The 17742-nt window shown below is 67.9% G+C and carries 16 protein-coding genes and 1 tRNA gene; 7 read left to right on the top strand and 10 right to left on the bottom strand.

Going from position 1 to position 17742, the window contains the following annotated elements:
• Nucleotides 1–4: 4 nt before the first annotated feature.
• Together ABFX36_RS06800 and ABFX36_RS06795 are read right to left on the bottom strand one after the other, a co-directional pair.
• Complete coding sequence (locus ABFX36_RS06800; RefSeq protein ID WP_052692385.1) at nt 5–763, bottom strand: SigB/SigF/SigG family RNA polymerase sigma factor; 759 nt, start codon at nt 761–763, stop codon at nt 5–7.
• A 254-nt stretch (nt 764–1017) separates the two neighbouring features.
• The gene (locus tag ABFX36_RS06795) at nt 1018–1605 is read right to left on the bottom strand and encodes an HdeD family acid-resistance protein (RefSeq protein WP_006895167.1); all 588 of its coding nucleotides are present in this window, start codon (nt 1603–1605) and stop codon (nt 1018–1020) included.
• 387 nt (nt 1606–1992) lie between these two features.
• Here ABFX36_RS06795 and ABFX36_RS06790 point away from each other — a divergent pair, with 387 nt between their 5' ends.
• Nucleotides 1993–2487, top strand: coding sequence for an FBP domain-containing protein (locus ABFX36_RS06790; protein WP_045537654.1), 495 nt, complete (start codon nt 1993–1995; stop codon nt 2485–2487).
• On the opposite strand, the gene ABFX36_RS06785 is transcribed toward ABFX36_RS06790, so the two are convergent.
• Nucleotides 2385–3584, bottom strand: a complete 1200-nt coding sequence (locus ABFX36_RS06785; RefSeq protein WP_062366609.1) for an NAD(P)-binding domain-containing protein — start codon at nt 3582–3584, stop codon at nt 2385–2387. The genes ABFX36_RS06790 and ABFX36_RS06785 overlap by 103 nt on opposite strands.
• 97 nt (nt 3585–3681) lie before the next feature.
• On the opposite strand from ABFX36_RS06785, the gene ABFX36_RS06780 reads away from it, so the two are divergent.
• Together ABFX36_RS06780 and ABFX36_RS06775 are read left to right on the top strand one after the other, a co-directional pair.
• Entirely contained in the window at nt 3682–4296 is a 615-nt protein-coding gene (locus ABFX36_RS06780; protein ID WP_045539747.1) for a TetR/AcrR family transcriptional regulator, read from the top strand.
• A complete protein-coding gene (locus ABFX36_RS06775; RefSeq protein WP_346075537.1) occupies nt 4293–5951 on the top strand; it encodes an MDR family MFS transporter in 1659 nt (552 codons plus the stop codon). Before ABFX36_RS06780 ends, ABFX36_RS06775 begins: the two co-directional genes overlap by 4 nt.
• Before the next feature lie 89 nt (nt 5952–6040).
• Here ABFX36_RS06775 and ABFX36_RS06770 read toward each other — a convergent pair whose 3' ends face one another.
• The 4 genes from ABFX36_RS06770 to ABFX36_RS06755 form a co-directional block, all read right to left on the bottom strand.
• Complete coding sequence (locus tag ABFX36_RS06770; protein WP_346075535.1) at nt 6041–7411, bottom strand: FtsX-like permease family protein; 1371 nt, start codon at nt 7409–7411, stop codon at nt 6041–6043.
• A complete protein-coding gene (locus tag ABFX36_RS06765) occupies nt 7408–8172 on the bottom strand; it encodes an ABC transporter ATP-binding protein (protein ID WP_006895161.1) in 765 nt (254 codons plus the stop codon). Before ABFX36_RS06765 ends, ABFX36_RS06770 begins: the two co-directional genes overlap by 4 nt.
• Nucleotides 8173–8291: 119 nt before the next feature.
• The gene (locus tag ABFX36_RS06760; RefSeq protein ID WP_346075532.1) at nt 8292–8930 is read right to left on the bottom strand and encodes a response regulator; all 639 of its coding nucleotides are present in this window, start codon (nt 8928–8930) and stop codon (nt 8292–8294) included.
• Nucleotides 8927–10123: a sensor histidine kinase gene (locus tag ABFX36_RS06755; protein ID WP_346075530.1), complete on the bottom strand. Its 1197-nt coding sequence runs from the start codon at nt 10121–10123 to the stop codon at nt 8927–8929. The genes ABFX36_RS06760 and ABFX36_RS06755 overlap by 4 nt, the downstream gene beginning before the upstream one ends.
• A 111-nt stretch (nt 10124–10234) precedes the next feature.
• Here ABFX36_RS06755 and ABFX36_RS06750 point away from each other — a divergent pair, with 111 nt between their 5' ends.
• Nucleotides 10235–10969, top strand: a complete 735-nt coding sequence (locus tag ABFX36_RS06750) for a hypothetical protein (RefSeq protein WP_039866923.1) — start codon at nt 10235–10237, stop codon at nt 10967–10969.
• A gap of 51 nt (nt 10970–11020) precedes the next feature.
• Here ABFX36_RS06750 and ABFX36_RS06745 read toward each other — a convergent pair.
• From ABFX36_RS06745 to dnaG, 3 genes are all read right to left on the bottom strand, one after another.
• Nucleotides 11021–11094: transfer RNA gene (locus ABFX36_RS06745), tRNA-Ile, on the bottom strand.
• 38 nt (nt 11095–11132) lie between these two features.
• Nucleotides 11133–13136: an OPT family oligopeptide transporter gene (locus ABFX36_RS06740; RefSeq protein ID WP_006897812.1), complete on the bottom strand. Its 2004-nt coding sequence runs from the start codon at nt 13134–13136 to the stop codon at nt 11133–11135.
• Between the two features lie 111 nt (nt 13137–13247).
• The gene (dnaG, locus tag ABFX36_RS06735) at nt 13248–15158 is read right to left on the bottom strand and encodes a DNA primase (RefSeq protein ID WP_006897813.1); all 1911 of its coding nucleotides are present in this window, start codon (nt 15156–15158) and stop codon (nt 13248–13250) included.
• 155 nt (nt 15159–15313) lie between these two features.
• Here dnaG and ABFX36_RS06730 point away from each other — a divergent pair, with 155 nt between their 5' ends.
• The 3 genes from ABFX36_RS06730 to ABFX36_RS06720 all read left to right on the top strand — a co-directional run bounded on the left by ABFX36_RS06730 (nt 15314) and on the right by ABFX36_RS06720 (nt 17735).
• Nucleotides 15314–15790, top strand: coding sequence for a DUF4262 domain-containing protein (locus ABFX36_RS06730; RefSeq protein WP_006897814.1), 477 nt, complete (start codon nt 15314–15316; stop codon nt 15788–15790).
• A 65-nt stretch (nt 15791–15855) separates the two neighbouring features.
• A complete protein-coding gene (locus ABFX36_RS06725) occupies nt 15856–16896 on the top strand; it encodes an ATP-binding cassette domain-containing protein (RefSeq protein ID WP_346075527.1) in 1041 nt (346 codons plus the stop codon).
• Entirely contained in the window at nt 16893–17735 is an 843-nt protein-coding gene (locus ABFX36_RS06720) for an ABC transporter permease (RefSeq protein ID WP_278124236.1), read from the top strand. The genes ABFX36_RS06725 and ABFX36_RS06720 overlap by 4 nt, the downstream gene beginning before the upstream one ends.
• The last annotated feature ends 7 nt before the right edge of the window (nt 17736–17742 follow it).

The following is a 17742-nucleotide window of genomic DNA, read 5'->3' as shown; positions in this document are numbered from 1 at the left end:
CCGATCACGTCGCCGTCAACTCCTGCCGCAAGGTGGCGATCGACTGACGCAACAGCCGAGAGACATGCATCTGCGACATCCCCGTGCGTTGGGCGATCGCGCTCTGCGAGAGGTCTTCGAAGAATCGGAGACCGAGGATGCGGCGCTCCCGCGGCCGCAGTCGCGCGAGCGCCGGCCGGAGAGACTGCGCGACGTCGACCAGATCGTAAGCCGGGTCGGGACGGCCGATCCGGTCGATCGCGGATCGGTCGTCGGCTGCGCCCGCCGGCTGATCGAGCGAGGCCGGAGCCGATGCGGCGGCCGCCATCCGCGCTTCGTCGATGTCGGCGAGGTCGGCATCCAGTTCGGCCGCCAGCTCGGCACGCGTCGGTAGCCGATGGAGTCGGTGCGTCAGGCGTCCTTCAGCCGTCCCGATCCTCGATGACAGTTCCTTGATGCTGCGAGGAGTGCGAAGGACCGCGGTCCGGTCCCGGAAGTGCCTGCGCACCTCGCCCATCACTGTCGGGACGGCGAATGACAGAAAATCGGACCCGCGAGACGGCGCGTACCTGTCGACGGCCTGGACCAGTCCCAGTCGTGCCACTTGCACGAGGTCGTCGTGGAACTCCCCTCGGCCGCCGAACCTCTGCGCGATGTGCTGAGCGAGCGGGAGGCTCGCCACCACCGCCTCGTCTCGAAGGCACTTTCTGCGGGGATCCCCCGCGGGAAGCGCTTCGCGCTGCGCGAGCAGGTCCCGCACGTGGTCGTACCCGTCGTCGGTCATGGCAGAGCTCCTTCAACGCCGACCGCACCCAGGCGTGGCCACACGTGACCGGAGCCCGCTGTGCGGTGATGATGTGAACGCCCGGGCGCGGTGCGCCTTCCGGGCAGGAGTTCGGCTGCCGTTTCAACCGAGTGGATTCGACGCTACCCGCTGCGAGCGTCCCGCGGAAGGCAATCGGCCCCACCGACGCATATCGCCCCCGACCTGCGGGTCGGGGGCGATAGGTTTTCCGGCAGTGCCTGCGCAGTTCGGTGTCAGACGGACTTGACCTTCGACCGCAGCATGAACGCGTGCACGATCTCGACTGCGCCGACCACCACGAGCATGATGCCCGAGACGACGGTGAGGGTGGCGACCGACGAGATGGGCCAGATGATCAGAATGCCGCCGGCGATCACGGTCACGATTCCCAGGAAGATGCCCCAGCCACGGCCGGGCAGGCCGCTCGCCGAGTCCATGAAGACCGACAGTTCGGTGACTCCGCGGAAGATCCAGCCGATACCGACCCACAGTGCCAGGAGAATCACCGCGGTCTCGATGTTCCGGAAGGCCACGAAGGCCAGCAGAATCGAGATGGCGCCGGAGAGGAACGAGAGAACGCGCCACCAACCGTGGGTGTGCTGCACTCCGAAGGTCGCGGCGACCTGGAAGATGCCCGAGATCAGCAGATAGATGCCGAAAAGAATGGCGACCACCAGAAGTGTCGCCGCCGGCCAGATCAGGACGATGACGCCGAGGATCAGCGAGGCGATGCCGATTCCGAGGAGGCTCTGCCATGTGCGGGTCGCGATGTCCTTGACGGCGTCGCGCGCCGCAGCGCTGAGCGGATCATTGATTGCCAAAGTGCTCGTCGGCCTTTCTCTTTCGATGGGTGACGATCGGTGTGGACCGTCTCCGGGAACCGGGCGAGAGGCGAACTCTGTCCGGATTCATCGGAGCAGGACGATACTAGCGCGGACGGCCTTCCCCGTCCCGGTACATCGGCCCAGGTGATACGGCATCGTCACCGAGTCCGCACACCCGCCGCGCGATGCGCTAGCGTGGAGTCGACATGATCACTCACATTCAGGAGATGTCCGGCGCGTTCCGCGCCGCGAACAGATGACCGCGCTCCGCAGCCGATTCCAATGGATCGGCCAGTGGATCCTGCCGTCGCACCCGCGCCCGCGGGCCGACCTCACCTCATCTCTCCCGCGCGACCACGCGCATTCGACTGATCGGTCATCGATATGAAGCAGTACACCCAACAGCAGATCCTCGACTCGTTCCGCGGCGCCACCCGCAGCGAGATCAAGAAGGTCACCTTTCCCCTCGACTTCGACGACGTCGACTTCTCGCGCCTCGAGTACTACGGCTGGCGCGACCGCAAGATGCCCCGCCGCGCCTACATCGCGGTGGAGCACGACGGCCGGCTCGTGTCGTTGATCCTCAACCGCGCCGAGGCGACGCCGTCGCGCCGCACGATGTGCACCTGGTGCCGGGACGTCGACCTCAGCGAAGAGGTGGTGCTGTACACCACCAGGCGCACCGGTGCGCAGGGCAGGCGTGGCGACACCATCGGCACGCTGGTGTGCTCGGGGTTCCACTGCTCGAAGCACGCCCGTAAGCTGCCGCCCGCCTATCACAAGGCCACCGACCTCGACGCCATTCGGGCCGAGCAGGTGGCCGGACTGCGCAACCGCGTCGGATCGTTCGTCGCCGAGGTGCTCTCGACCGAGGACTGACGCGCGGCGCGGGCCGCACGGCGGCCCGCGCGGGTCGCGCCGAGCGTCGAGGCACTGCGGCCGTAGCCCACCAGGAACAGACCGGGGACCCGGACCACGCTGACGTCGTCGTCGGCCATCAGCACGCCGCCGGAGGGCTCCCGGATCCCGAGCGGGGCCAGGTGTGCGAGCGACGGCCGAAAGCCAGTGGCCCAGATGATCACGTCCACCGGTTCGCTCGTGCCGTCGGCGAACTCGACACCGTTGCGCACCAGACGCGCGAGCGGACCGCGCGAGGACAGGACACCGCTGTCGATCGCCGGCGCGAACCGCGGGGTTCGCGGCAGCCCCGTGGCCGCGACCACGCTCAGCGGTCGCAGACCCGCACGGGTCCGGGCCGCGACACCGTTCTCGACGGCGAGCCCCCATCGAGCGTCGAACGGGGTGTCGCGCCAGCGCGGCGGCGTGCGCGTCGACCAGATCGGGACGGCACCGGCCTCGTCCAGGAGTACGACGAACTCGACAGCGGATATGCCTCCGCCGACCACCAGGACCCGCTGTCCGGCGAAGTCCTCCGGTTCCGGAAAGTCCCGGGTGGTCAGTTGACGGCCCGCGAAACGACCCGGGTACCACGGCACATACGGGTGATCCCACGTGCCGGTACCACTGATCACCGCCGACGCACGGTAGGTCCGCGTCGCTCCGCCGGGGCCCTCGGCACGGACGAGGAAGCGCCACACCGGTTCGCCCGTCGGTTCGACCGCGACCACTCGCCACGGTCGCGCCACCCGGAGACCGTGCTCGGCCTCGTAACGCCCGTAGTAGCGCTTGATCACCTCGCGCGCGGGCTCGTCAGGATCGGCACCGGTGAGCCGTGTGCCGGGCAGGTCGTGGACGCCGTTCACCAGGCTGAAGGTCAGGGCGTCCCAGCGATGGCTCCACGCTCCGCCCGGAGTCGGGTTTGCGTCGAGCACCTCGAAGTCGCTGCCCGCACGCAATCCGCCGCGCTGGAGGAAGTAGGCGGCCGAGAGTCCGGCCTGGCCGGCGCCGATCACCACGATCCGGCGGTCGACTGCGGCCGCAGTCAGCGTCGTCGGCACTTCTGGGTCTCGGCTCATGACTGAGGCAACCGCACGTACCTCCTCGGTGTTCCGAGACAGTTGCGTCAGTCACAGTTGCGTGCACAAAACTTTTCACTCGTGCAATACTGCACTAGTGCAAAATATTTCTGAACTAGGCCTTCGGGAACGCCAGCGTCTTGAGACGCTGCGTGCACTGCGAACGGCCGCCGTCGAACTGGTGGGTGAGAACGGACTCCACGACACCACGGTCGCCGAGATCGCCGACCGCGCCGGAGTGTCACGACGGACGTTCTTCAACTACTACGCGTGCAAAGAGGACGCCGTCCTCGGAGCCGTGCCGCCGACAGTGCCCGACCAGGCGCTCAAGGATTTCGTCGAAGCCGGTCCCGGCCCGGACCGCCTCGACCGTGCCGTCGATCTGGTGATGGCGGTCGCCAAGAGCATCCGACAGGGCGGCGGCCCCCATTCCGACCACCGCGAGCTGATCCGTCGGTTTCCCGAGCTCGTCGAACGGATGCAGCAGCACGGCACCGCCGCGCAGGAACTGCTGAGTTCGGTGATCACCGAACAGATCGGTGAGCGAGCCGGCCCGGAATCGGTGGACGACGCCCGCGCGCTCATCATGCTCGCCGGCGCCGTCCTGCGCTTCGCCTACAAGAAGGACCCCGAAGTCCTCGACAACCCCGACTCGCCCGCCCTCGCCGACGCCGGCGCAGTCTTCCGCCGAACCATCAAGGACCTGCTATGACCACTTCCCTCGCCGAACCAACGGACGGCACTACCGGGAATACCGAGCGCCGCAGCGTGATGCTGCTGTTCATCGGACTGATGATCACGATGCTGCTGGCATCGCTGAACCAGACCGTGCTCTCGACAGCTCTGCCGACCATCGTCGGTGAGCTCCAGGGCGTCGACCAGATGACCTGGGTCATCACCGCCTACATCCTCGCGTCCACCATCGTGATGCCCGTATACGGCAAGATCAGCGACTTGCTGGGCCGCAAGCCCGTACTGATCGCCGCGATCCTGATCTTCCTCAGCGGTTCGGTGGTCGGCGCACTCTCCGGGAACATCACCTGGCTGATCTTCGGCCGCATCCTCCAGGGCATCGGCGGCGGCGGATTGATGATCCTGTCGCAGGCGGCCATCGCCGACGTGGTTCCCGCCCGGGAACGCGGCCGCTACATGGGCTTCCTCGGCGCGGTCTTCGCCGTCTCCTCGGTCGCCGGCCCGCTGCTCGGCGGCTGGCTCACCGAGGGCCCGGGCTGGCGCTGGGCGTTCTGGCTGAACCTCCCGCTGGGTGCTCTCGCGATCGCCGCCACCCTGGCCTTCATGAAGCTGCCGAAGGTGCAGCACGAGGTGCGACCGCGACTGGACTACCTGGGTATGGCTCTGATCGCCGGCGCCACCACCAGCCTCGTGCTGATCTGCACCTGGGGCGGGCACACCTACGACTGGCTGAGCCCGCAGATCCTCGGCCTCGCGGTCGCGACCGTCGTCCTGGCTGTGGGATTCGTCGTCGCCGAGCTGCGCGCCGACAACCCGGTCATGCCGATGAAGCTGTTCGCGGATCGCAACTTCACGTTGACGACCGTCGCGAACCTGATGATCGGCGTCGCCATGTTCGGCGCTCTGGGCTACATGCCGACCTACATCCAGATGGTCACCGGAGTCGACGCAACCGTCGCAGGCCTGTTGATGATCCCGATGATGGGCGGACTGCTCATCACCTCGATCGCCTCCGGTCAGGCCGTGGCACGCACGGGCCGCTACAAGATCTTCCCGATCATCGGCTCCATCGTCATGGGCGTCGGCCTGGTGCTGATCGCGTCGATGCACATCACCACTCCCACCTGGCTCATGTGCGTGTATCTGGCCGTCTTCGGCATCGGCATCGGCCTGTCGATGCAGATCCTGACCCTCATCGTGCAGAACTCGTTCCCGGTCACCATGGTCGGCACCGCGACCGCCGCGAACAACTACTTCCGTCAGGTCGGCGCCACCCTGGGATCGGCGGTCGTCGGATCGATCTTTGCCTCCCGCCTGGCCACCCTGCTCACCGAGAAGCTCGCGGGCAGCGGCGCGGGAGCCGGCGGCGACGCGGGTCGCAACGGTCTCACGCCGGCAGCGGTGAACGCCCTGCCCGACGCCGTGCGCATCCCGATCATCGAGTCGTACAACGAGGCGTTGCTGCCGATCTTCCTGTTCTTCGTTCCGCTGGCCGGGATCGCACTCGTGGTCCTGCTGTTCGTGAAGGAGAAGCCGCTCGCGACGACCGTCCAACGAGAGGCAGCCGAAGTGCTCACCGAGGAGGAATTGCTGACCGAGGCCGAGATGATCACCATCGAAGCCGCCGAGGAGGCCGGCAACGACAAGGCCGCGGCGACCCGCTCCCGCGAGTAGTCGTCGGCGCGAGCCCGTCACCCGCTCAGCCGGAAAGGGGTGGAGCGCATCGGAACCGATGCGCTCCACCCCTTTCTCTACCCTTCGTCTCAGGCGACGGCGAGCGCGTCCACCGGCGTCACCGACACCGCACGACGACTGGGCGGCAGGGCGGCGATCGCCACCAGCACGACCGTTCCCGCGACGATTCCCACGAACGCGCCCAGCGGCAGTCCGATCGGGAATCCCGGCGTGATCGCACCGATGAGCGACTGGCTGCCGACCGCCCCGAAGATCACGCCCAGCGCCAGACCCGCCACCATCGCCGTCCCGGACGAGGCGATCGATTCAAGAGTGATCGTGGCGCGGACCTGCCTGGCGGTGAAGCCCATCGCGCGCAGCATGCCGATCTCACGAGTCCTCCCGATCACTGTCAACGACATCGTCGACACGAAGCCGACCGCCGCGATGAGCACCGAGATGAGAATCAGTCCCACCAGCACCCAGGTCATCATCGACATCACGTGCCGGTTCTCCTCCATCTGTTCGGGCGTGAGATCCCAGCGGTCGATGGACTGCTGCAACGACCTCATACCCGCGACGATCGTGGTGATCAGGGTGACGCCGATGAACAGTCCGACGGTGGAGCGTGTGGTGCGGCCCGGGTCGGCGACCGAGTTCTTGCGCGCGAGGATCGCCGCCGGGCTCGCGCCCAGGAGCCGTCCCACACCGGCGACCATCGCGGGCACGAGGATCGGCGCACCGACCAGCAGTCCCACCGCGGCCGTCGCGGTGCCGAGGAAGGCGACGACGAATCCGCTCATGCTCCCCTCCTCCCCCAACAGACACGCGGCTCCGAGCAGGAGCGCGCCGACACCGGTCGCGATGACGGCCGCGGTGCCGCGAAGCCACCGCATCGAGCCCTTCGGCGCGACGACGGCGGCTCCGGAGAGCGTCTTCCGCGAACCCACCAGTGTCGCGCCCACCGCGACGCCCACCACCACGATCGCCGCGAGCACGGTGGTCGGGGGAAGGTAGCTGTACCGGATGGACGGAAGGATGTCCCGCGACACCATCACGGTCCGTACGGCGTCGGCCAGCGTCACTCCGGCGACCAGCCCGATCCCGGCACCGATCGCCGCGACCTTCGCGACCCCGCGCACCAGACTCGACCGCAGCTGTCTCGACGAGGCGCCGATCAACCGCAGCAGCTCGAGTTGCTTGCGTCGGCCCGCGATCACCGTGTCGACACCGTTGCCGATCACCAGCGCGGCCACGAACAGCGCGATGAGGATGAACACGGACGACACGATGCCGAGCACCACTCCCACGTTGCCGCCGTTGTGCTCACCGGCACGGCCGAGGAAGTCGGAGGCCGTGAGCACCATTCCGGCGTACGCCGCCGACAGGCCGCAGACCACGCCCACGGTCGACAGTTCCCGCAGCGAACCCGCCGTCAGGCGGTAGTCCGTGGCCCTCATGCCGCCGCCCCCTGGAGATTGATCAGGAGGTCGGAGATCTGGTGCGGGTCGAGGCCCCGGTACTCTCCGACGATCCGGCCGTCGGCCAGTACCAGGATGCGATCGGCGTACGACGCGGCCACCGGATCGTGCGTGACCATCGCGATCCCCTGCCCGTACTCGCGAGCGGCCGTGGTCAGCAAGGTCAGCACCTCGCGGCTGGTGCGCGTGTCCAGGGCGCCGGTCGGCTCATCGGCGAGAATGATGGTCGGGCGGCCGGCCAGGGCCCGGACGATCGCCACCCGCTGCTGCTGTCCGCCCGACAGCTGGGACGGCAGATGGTCCAGACGATCACGGAGTCCGAGCGAACCGACCAGGTGAGCGATCCACGCCTGCTGCACGGCGTCCGGCTTGTGTCCCGCCAGGACGAAGGGCAGCCGGATGTTCTCGTCCGCGGTCAGCGTCGGGATCAGATTGAACGACTGGAAGACGAAGCCGATGTTGGTGCGGCGCAGGAGCGTCCGCGCGGTGTCGTCGAGCCCGACGATGGGCGTCTGGCCGAGCCAGATCTGACCGGAGGTCGCCTCGTCGAGTCCGGCCATCACATTCATCAGGGTCGATTTGCCCGACCCCGACGGGCCCATGACGGCGGTGAACTCGCTGCGGCGGATGTCGACCGAGACGTCGCGCAGCGCGTGGACTGGGTTCGCCGGATCACCGTAGGTGCGCGACACGTGGCGCATGACGACGGCGGGTCCGGTACTGATCTCGTTGGCGTTCATACGTCAAAGTTATGGCTCTGACCTGGCTCTTCGCGTCCGCCTACCGGCGCAAATCGCGTCCTCCGACGGGCGGGTGCGGGGTCATCCCGCAGATGTACGCCGCTGCGTCCTCCGGCTCGTCAGACGAGGCCGTGCTCGTACGCGTACACCACGAGTTGTACGCGGTCGCGCAGCGACAGCTTCGCGAGAATCCGGGAGATGTGCGTCTTGACCGTCGCCTCCGACAGAAACTCGGCTTGCGCGATCTCGGCATTCGACAGCCCGGACGCGGCACGCACCAGGATTTCGCGTTCGCGGACCGTGAGCGCGTCGTACTCCGGTCCGGGACGGGTACGGGTTCCGTGCCGCTCGAAGAGCCTTCGGGTGGCCGATGCCGCGACCACCTGGCTGCCGTCGGCCACCGCGCGCACCGAGGCCAGCAGGAACTCCGGTTGCGCGTCTTTCAGGACGAATCCGCTCGCACCGGCTTCGATCGCCCGTGCGGCGGCCTCGTCGACGTCGAATGTGGTGAGCACGAGGACCTTCGGTGCCTCGTCGCCGAGGTCGGCCACGAGTTGACGGGTCGCGGTGATCCCGTCGATGCCCGGCATGCGCACATCCATGAGGATCACATCGGGCGCGGACGCGCGCACCGTCGACGAGAGGTTCAGCGCCGACGACTCCCGCGCCACCACCTCCACATCGGGTTGGCTGTCGAGAATCATCGCGATCCCGCCACGGAACAGCGGCTGATCGTCGATGAGGGCGACGCGGATCATGACGGTCCTTCCGGACGAGCGGGGATGACGAGTTCGACGAGCCAGCCGCCTTCGACGGCGGCGCTGGTCAGCGTACCGCCGGCGAGTTCGGCCCGCTCTGCCATGCCCCTGATGCCGTGGCCCGCGCCACCGGGAGCCAGCGGCTTCTCCGACAGCGAGTTCGCCACCGTGAGCCGGCATCCGTCCGACCAGTCCTGCCGGACGTACACCGGCGCACCCAGGTCGCCGTACTTGAGCGCATTCGTCAATGCCTCGGTGAGGACCGCGAAGGCGACCCGCACACTCAGCGGCGACGCCGCGTCCTCGTCACCGATCTCGGTGGACTGCAACGTCATTCCGGCTGCGCGCATCCGTGCGTAGAGCTGGTCGCGGTCGGTTCGCGCGTGCTCGGCCGTCGACTCGGTGCTGCGCAGTTCCTCCAGCACGCCCCGGACGTCGGCGAGCGCCTGCCGCGCCGCGTCGGCGATGACGCCGAGCGCCTCCTTCGCCGCCTCGGGACTGGCGTCCAGGGCGAAGCGTGCTCCTTCGGCCTGCGCCACCACCACCGCGAGCGAGTGCGCCACCACGTCATGCATGTCGCGGGCCAGACGCGACCGCTGGGCCTGCTCGTCGTACAGGTCGAGCAGTCGCCGTCGTTCGAGTTCGGAGATCTGCTCGGCGATCCTCGCCTGTTCCACGCTGTGGCGCTGATACCGGATGAATCCGAAGGTCCAGCTGCCCACCAGCAGCACCGCGATGCCGACGAAGGTCATCGTGTGCGAGACGATCGTCGACGCCTCGGCATCGGTGCCGAACGCCGTCGACCTCGGATACACCCACGCCGCGATCGCCGAACCCACGACTGCCACGGCCAGCGACGCGCCCCGGACCCGACGATCCGGATGATTGCCCGCCGTGTAGTAGAGCACCGAGTAGAGCAGGCACGGTCCCACCGCGACGTCGTAGGTCGCGACCTGGATCACCGCCGACGTGACCGCCAGCAGCATCATCACCGACGGCGCGGACCGGCGGCACATCAGAGCCAGCCCGATCAGCAGGCTGACCACCTGCACCGTCGTGGTGAGACCGGACGAGAAGGCCAGCATCAACACCAGCAGAATCAGACCGATGACGGCGTCGGCGATCGTCGACCGTCGTGAGAGGTTCGGGAACGCGAGGGGGTCGGCGACGCGGTACCTGCCGATCATGACCATGCCACTACCGTGCCATGCCCGGAACGCATGGCCGACTCGATCCCCTGTGACCGGCGCTGCATTCGACGCTCGATCCGCCGATTGTGCCAATGAGCGTTGTACCGTTCACGTGTGACTTCGTTAGCAGACCGTGGGAGACGGAGCGTCACGGGCATCGCACAGCAGTCGACCGCACTGGTCGGCCGGGCCGCGGCCTCCGCCACCGACGCCCTCGCAGTGCCGGGAGCCCGAGCGCTGGCGACCGCGCGCACCTTCACCAGCCCGATTCAGGCACAGTCCGCCCCGGTTCCGGTGGACGGTGTGGAAGCCGCCAACCGGCTGCTGCGCCAACTCGGCATCACCACGTTCACGCCGACCGTCGGACTCAGCACCGACCTCACCTTTCCGGTCGCGGTCGGCGGCGCCGTCGCCGGTCCGTACACCCCGGGAATCGGCAACCTCACCATTGCGAACGTCAGCGTGAACGCGGTGCGCGGCGGCGAGATCCTCTACGGCTTCCTGCCCGTGGGCGTGTTCGCCGACTTCGGCGACAAGTCCGGCGTCCACGTCGCTTGGTTCAACGTCACCACGCTGCGCGGTGGGCTCGGCGCGCCGCTCGGCGGACTCACAGACACGGTGATCGACGCGGTCTCCAAGCGTGTGAAGTCCGCACCGATTCCGCCGGTGATGTACGCCGGCACGGTCTCTCGCCTCAAACGAGCGCTGCGCGTGATCCCGTCGAACGGCGTTCGCGGAGGTCTGGTCGACACCGGCCAGGGCGTCGTGGTGTGCGCCGTCTACGGCACCGTGCGACGCGGCCGGACCTCGTACTTCTTCCTGCCGTCGATCGGGGTGACCCGGGCCTGAGCGGGGCGGTCGGCGGGAGCAGGGATGTTGACGGACGCAGGGATGTTTCAGTGGGGCGAGCGGGGCTCGAACCCGCGACCAGCTGATTATGAGTCAGCGGCTCTAACCGACTGAGCTATCGCCCCTGAGCCGAATCGGCCCGAGGACAGAGATTACCCTCCGCCTACTTCTTGGTCTGCACCGCAGTGGCGGCGGGCCCGTCGTCGGAACCGATCCGCTTCACGTAGCTGTACATCGCCGTGAGCATCACGGCGAATACCACGACGCCGATCACCTGCATCCAGTTGCCGAGTCCGTCGCCGACGATCGCCAGCGGCGAGTCGTCTCCGGTGCCGGCGACGATGCCGGCGAAGACGACGCCGTAGAGGCTCTCGCCGACGATCAGGCCGGTCGCGAGGAGCACGCCGAGCCGCTTCTTCCGTTCGCCGCCGATCGGGTCGCGCAGCGCCCACTTGTCGTACGCCAGACCGATGAAGGCACCGATCGGAATGATGAGCGTGAGCGACATCGGCAGGTACATGCCCATACCGACGGCCAGCGGTGGCAGCTTGAGGTTCGAGGTGGTCCGCTTGAGCACCTCGTCGACCACGATGACGCCGGCGCCGATCGCCGCGCCGAGGCCGATCAGGGCCCAGTTGAGGTCGCCGCCGAAGACGCCCTTCGCCAGTGTCGAGAGCAGTGCGGCCTGCGGGGCGGCCAGGGCGTTCTCCGTGGCGTTCGGGGCGCCCTGGAAACCGAAGGCGTTGTTCATCAGTCCCAGGATCGGCGGGATCACGGCGGATCCGAAGAGCACGCCGATGATGAGCGCGACCTGCTGCTTCCACGGCGTGGCGCCGACGAGTTGACCGGTCTTGAGATCCTGCAGGTTGTCGTTGGAGATGGTCGCGACACCGAACACCACCGACGAGGTGAACAGCGTGTACGCGATGAGCGCCTCGGTCTGACTCGTGCTGTCGGCGGGGCCGTGCGTCACCTTGATCAGCAGTGCCGCGCACAGGACCACCAGCACGCCGACACCGGAGATCGGGCTGTTCGACGATCCGATCAGGCCCGCCATGTATCCGCACACGGCGGCCACGACGAGGCCGATCACGAAGACGAAGATGATCGTGACGATCAGGATGCCGGTGGCGCTCCCGACCAGCGCGGTCCCCTTCATGAAGTCCCAGAGAAGCCATCCGATCGGGATGAGCGCGACGATGATCGTCAGGCCGACGTACTGGATCGGGATGTCGCGTTCGGTCACGTCGACGCTCTCGCCCGACCTGCGCTTGCGTGCGCTGGCCGCGGCCGCCACGATGCCGCGCAGGATCGGGCCGATGACGGTCAGCAGCGTCCACACGGCCGCGACCGCGATCGCGCCGGCGCCCACCATCCGCACATCGGCGCTGAAGACGCTGTTCACACCGTCGAGCAGATCGCCGGAGGGAATGGCGTCCCATGTCCGCGTCGGAAGGATGACGAAGAAAGAGATCACCAGGCCGACGAGCATCGCGATACCGACCCCGATGCCGACCAGGTGGCCGACGCCGATCAGCGCCATCGACAGGCTGGCACCCACCATCGTCGCGCCCGAGCCGACACGGAACGCGACCGCGACCTCCGAGGCGATCAGCTTCAGCGAACCGAGCAGGGAGAAGAACGCGGCGCCCACCGCACCGAGAACGATCGCTCGCATACCGCCGCGGTTGGGGTCGACGGCGTCGGGGTCGCGCCCGGACGAGTCGCCGACCTTCAGGACCTCCGCGGCCGCCACTCCCTCGGGATACGGCAGATCAGAGCCGGTGACGAGCGCGCGCCGCAGCGGGATCGAGTACATGACGCCGAGGATGCCGCCGATCGCGCAGACCGCGACGGTCATCCAGTACGGAAAGCCGGTCCACCAGCCGATCATGATGAGACCGGGCAGGACGAAGATGATGGCCGAGAGCGTGCCCGCCGCCGACGCGATGGTCTGCACGATGTTGTTCTCCACGATCGTGTGATCGCGGAAATAGCGCAGTACCGACATCGAGATGACCGCCGCCGGAATCGCAGTGGCGAACGTGAGACCGACCTTGAGTCCGAGGTAGACGTTGGCCGCGGTGAAGACCAGGGTGATGAGACCACCGAGGATCACGCCGCGAGTCGTCAGCTCGCGCACCGAGCTCCTCATCACCTGCGTCATGCGCTTACCCTTTCCGCCGGGACGAGGGCGTCCGTCAGCAGAGAATCACCTTACGACGCACCGCAGACGATGCTGGGGAGAACCCGCCGATGGACGCCGCGGCCGAACCGCTCAGACCGCGTCCGCTCCGGCGTCGAAGGCCTGCTCGAGCAGACTGCGCCGATACGCTTCGAGCGCCACGAGGTCGCCGAAGAGCGCGTTGTAGCCGTCGGGGTCCCCGGCGGGCGACATCCGGCGCAGCTTCGATTTGATGTCGGCGATCTGAGAGCCGACCCAGATCTCCTGCGACCGCGCCAGGACGCTCGAGATGTACTGCGGCACACGGTCGTCCTCGACCGGAAGCGGCTCCACCGCCAGCTCGGTGACGAGCGGAGCCACCGCGGGGTCGTCGATCACGCCGTGATGGACGGCGTCCACCCAGGCGGCGCCGCCGAGACCGCTCGCCGCTCCCCCGGCCGCCGCTATCGCCTCGCGGACAGCCAGGTACGAGGGATCGGTGAAGCACTCGCCGGGCAGGGAATCGAAGACCGTGCCCGCGATGGCGGGATACTGAAGCGCCGCCTTGAGCGCTTCGCGCTGGTGCCAGAGCCGCGGGTCGTTCGGCAGCGGTCGCGCGGTCGGCGGCGGCGACATCGCCTCGGGCCGGGTGCGCGAGTTCCGCTGCCGCGCGTTCGCGCCGCGCCGGCCACCGTGTCGCTTGGCCTCGGCGCGCACGCGCGAGAGAACCTGGGCCACATCGTCCCAGCCGACCCACCCGGCGAGCTGGCGCGCGTATTCGTCCCGCAGCGCGACGTCGCGGATCCTCGCCACCACCGGCACCGTCTCCCGCAGGGCCGCCACGCGGCCCTCCGCGGTGTCGAGGTTCTGCTGGGCGATCAACGACTTGATCGCGAACTGGAACATCGGGATGCGCCGGGCGATGAGATCACGCAACGCCGGATCGCCGGCAGATTGTCGGAGCTCGCACGGATCCATACCGTCGGGCGCGACGGCCACGAAGGTCTGACCGGCGATGGACTGCTCCCCCTCGAAGGCCTTCAGCGCCGCGGCCTGACCGGCGTCGTCGCCGTCGAAGGTGTAGATCACCTCGCCGCGGAAGTACGAGTCGTCCATCATCAGCCGGCGGATCAGTGCCAGATGGTCCTCTCCGAACGCCGTGCCGCAAGAGGCCACGGCCGTGGTGACACCGGCCATGTGCATCGCCATGACGTCGGTGTAGCCCTCGACGATCACGACCTGGTGGCCCTTGGCGATGTCACGCTTGGCCAGGTCGAGTCCGAACAGCACCTGCGACTTCTTGTACAGCATGGTCTCGGGCGTGTTCATGTACTTGCCGAGGTTGTCGTCGTCGAAGAGCTTGCGCGCGCCGAACCCGATGACATCGCCGCCGAGATTGCGGATGGGCCACAGCAGACGCCGATGGAACCGGTCGATGGGCCCCTTGCGGCCCTGCTTCGACAGCCCGGCGGCTTCCAGCTCGGAGAACTGGAAGCCGAGCTTCAGCAGGGCCTTCGTCATCGTGTCCCACCCGGCGGGGGCGTACCCGCAGCCGAAATGCGCCGCCGCAGTGCCGTCGAAGCCGCGTTCGGTGAGGAAGTCGCGCGCCACCTGCGCCTCGGGCGTGGCGAGCTGTTCGGCGTAGAACTGCTGCGCCGCCGCGTTGGCGGCCACGAGCCGGGCGCGCGTGCCGCGGTCGCGCTTGATCGCGGTGCCGCCGCCCTCGTAGTTGATGGTGTAACCGATCCGGTCCGCCAGCTGTTCGACGGCTTCGACGAAACTGACGTGCTCCTGCTTCTGCAGGAACGTGTAGACGTCGCCGCCCTCGCCGCACCCGAAGCAGTGGAAGTGCCCGTGATGAGGCCGGACGTGGAACGACGGTGTCTTCTCATCGTGGAACGGGCACAACCCGGTCATGCGGTCCGCGCCGGCCCTGCGCAGCGTGACATAGTCTCCGACCACGTCTTCGATGCGCGTCTGCTCACGGATCGCGGCGATGTCGCGATCGGGGATTCGGCCTGGCACGCACCCAGTCTAGGCGCCGCGCCCGAACGGGGTCGGCCGGGCGCGACTCGCCCGGCGCACCTCGCCGCTTTCTCTTGAAGCCGACTTCTGTCGGACCCGCGTCGTACAGTGACACCACCAATCGAACAAATGATCGAATCGGTCAGGAGGATGTCATGTGTGAGTTCGACCCACGGTGCGACGGCGCGGACGATCTGGTCGGCGACGCCCTCGCGCTCATCGCGGAGGGACGCTGGTCGGTGACCGGCGTGCTCGGTGACGCCGCCAACCCGCCCCTGACCTACACCACCGGGCTGACCGAGCACGGACGCCCGGAACTGGTGATGACCGGGCTCCCGCCGGATCTCGCCGGGATCCTGCTCGACCACGCGGCACGGGCGGTGGTCGCCGACCCTGGCTTCGGCCCGGGGTCCGACGTACCCGCGCGGTTGCGCCGCCCGGTCCGGTTCCGTGCGATCGACGTCATCGACGCCGGAGCTCTGCGGCTCACGCGGGTCGTCTACGGCGCCCGGTTCGATGCGATACAACTCGTCTGGCCCGACGACGACGGCCGGTACCCGTGGCAGTCCGGGTACTCCATCCCGGCACGGGTGCAACCGCTGCTCGGCGTGCCCGAATCGGAGGCCGCGTAAGCGGCGCGCGGCCGGTGTAAGCCGACGACAGCGCCGTGAAAGCGCACGGGCGCATGGTTTCCGGCATGAACACATACTCCTCAACGCTCCCCCGGTCGAGCGCTTCAACCGGGCGTGACTCCGATCTCGCCATCGACGCCCGAGGTCTGGTCAAGCACTTCGGGTCGACGAAAGCCGTCAACGGCGTCGACCTCGCGGTGCCCGCAGGCACGGTCTATGGGGTCCTCGGTCCCAACGGTGCGGGCAAGACCACCACCGTCAGCATGCTGGCGACCCTCCTGAAGCCCGACGCCGGATACGGCCGGATCTTCGGCTACGACGTGGTCGAGGATCCGGTCGCGGTGCGGTCGCTGATCGGCGTCACCGGTCAATACGCGTCGGTCGACGAAGACCTGACCGCAGCGCAGAACCTCACGCTGTTCGCCCGGCTTCTCGGCAAGTCGAAGGCTCAGGCGCGCAGCCGTGCCGAGGAACTGCTCGCCGACTTCTCACTGGAGGAGGCCGCGAACCGTCCGCTGAGCGACTTCTCCGGCGGCATGCGCCGGCGTCTGGACCTCGCGGCGTCCCTGATCGACACGCCACCGCTGCTGTTCCTGGACGAGCCGACCACCGGACTGGATCCGCGCACGCGCGCGCAGATGTGGGAGACCATCCGCAAGCTCGTCGCACAGGGTTCCACGGTCCTGCTCACCACGCAGTACCTCGACGAGGCCGATCAGCTCGCCGATCGGATCGCCGTGATCGACCGCGGTCTGGTGATCGCCGACGGAACCGCGGACGAACTCAAGCAGTCCATCGGCTCGAGCACCCTGATGCTCACGCCGGCCGATCGTGACGACGCCGCGCACGTGGCCCGACTCGCCGAGCGGGTCCTCGGCGAGTCCGCGACCCTCAGCCCCGAGGCCGGTCGCATCACCGTGGCACTGCGCCATCCCGACCGCGTGCCCGACGTCCTGCTCGCCCTGCGCGACGAGCAGATCGAGATCGACGAGATCACCGTCTCCAAGCCCACCCTCGACGAGGTCTTCCTCACGATCACCGGGCACTCCGAATCCGATGAGTCCGACCCGCGCACCGAAACCGACGCCGAGGAGGCACTCCGATGACCACCACCACCCTGACCCCTCCCTCTCCCCGGACCGCGATCAGCATCGAACAGGTCCGGACGCAGGCGAAGCGCTCCATCGGCTTCGGCGAGACCGTGAGCCAGTCGTTCTCCCTGGCCCGCCGCAGCATCATCAAGATGCTCCGCAATCCGGAGCAGTTCTTCGACGTGGTGCTGCAACCGATCATCTTCACGTTGATGTTCACCTACATATTCGGCGGCGCGATCAGCGGCGACACCAAGAGCTACCTCCCGGTCATCATTCCGGGAATCCTGGTGCAGACTGTGATCGTGACGTCGATCGTCACCGGCACGCAGCTCCGCGAAGACATGAACAAAGGCGTCTTCGACCGCTTCCGATCGCTGCCGATCGCGCGGATCAGTCCCCTCGCCGGCGCACTGCTCGCCGACGTCGTCCGGTATCTCATCGCCACCGTCATCACGTTCGCGGTAGGCATCGCGATGGGCTGGCGACCCGACGCCCTCGGCGTCCTCGGCTCCACCCTGCTGGTTCTGGTGTGCAGCTTCGCGGTGTCGTGGATCTTCGCCTTGATGGGCTGCCTGGTGAAGAAGGCGTCGGCCGTGCAGGGCGTGTCGATGCTGATCATGTTCCCGCTGACCTTCATGTCGAACGCGTTCGTGCCGGTGGAGACCATGCCGGGCTGGCTGCAGGGATTCGTCAACGTCAATCCAGTGAGCCACCTGGTGACGGCGGTCCGCGAGATGTGCAACGACGGGCACGTCGGTTCGCATGTGCTGTGGAGCCTGATCGGTGCCGCGGTCATCACCGCGGTGTTCGCCCCGCTGGCCGTGCGGGCATACATCCGCAACGCGCGCTGAGCCGATC

It is taken from the genome of Gordonia cholesterolivorans (assembly GCF_039531975.1).
Lineage (GTDB): Bacteria > Actinomycetota > Actinomycetes > Mycobacteriales > Mycobacteriaceae > Gordonia > Gordonia sihwensis.
The sequence above is the reverse complement of the archived record's forward strand: the minus strand, read 5'-3'. Positions and strand labels throughout refer to the sequence as shown.

Bases quoted from the DNA above. Each gene is read 5' to 3' on its own strand.
- ABFX36_RS06800 (WP_052692385.1), bottom strand. From the start codon at position 763: ATGACCGACGACGGGTACGACCACGTGCGGGACCTGCTCGCGCAGCGC.
- ABFX36_RS06790 (WP_045537654.1), top strand. From the start codon at position 1,993: ATGAAGCAGTACACCCAACAGCAGATCCTCGACTCGTTCCGCGGCGCC.
- ABFX36_RS06785 (WP_062366609.1), bottom strand. From the start codon at position 3,584: ATGAGCCGAGACCCAGAAGTGCCGACGACGCTGACTGCGGCCGCAGTC.
- ABFX36_RS06775 (WP_346075537.1), top strand. From the start codon at position 4,293: ATGACCACTTCCCTCGCCGAACCAACGGACGGCACTACCGGGAATACC.
- ABFX36_RS06770 (WP_346075535.1), bottom strand. From the start codon at position 7,411: ATGAGGGCCACGGACTACCGCCTGACGGCGGGTTCGCTGCGGGAACTG.
- ABFX36_RS06765 (WP_006895161.1), bottom strand. From the start codon at position 8,172: ATGAACGCCAACGAGATCAGTACCGGACCCGCCGTCGTCATGCGCCAC.
- ABFX36_RS06760 (WP_346075532.1), bottom strand. From the start codon at position 8,930: ATGATCCGCGTCGCCCTCATCGACGATCAGCCGCTGTTCCGTGGCGGG.
- ABFX36_RS06755 (WP_346075530.1), bottom strand. From the start codon at position 10,123: ATGGTCATGATCGGCAGGTACCGCGTCGCCGACCCCCTCGCGTTCCCG.
- ABFX36_RS06740 (WP_006897812.1), bottom strand. From the start codon at position 13,136: ATGACGCAGGTGATGAGGAGCTCGGTGCGCGAGCTGACGACTCGCGGC.
- ABFX36_RS06730 (WP_006897814.1), top strand. From the start codon at position 15,314: ATGTGTGAGTTCGACCCACGGTGCGACGGCGCGGACGATCTGGTCGGC.
- ABFX36_RS06725 (WP_346075527.1), top strand. From the start codon at position 15,856: ATGAACACATACTCCTCAACGCTCCCCCGGTCGAGCGCTTCAACCGGG.
- ABFX36_RS06720 (WP_278124236.1), top strand. From the start codon at position 16,893: ATGACCACCACCACCCTGACCCCTCCCTCTCCCCGGACCGCGATCAGC.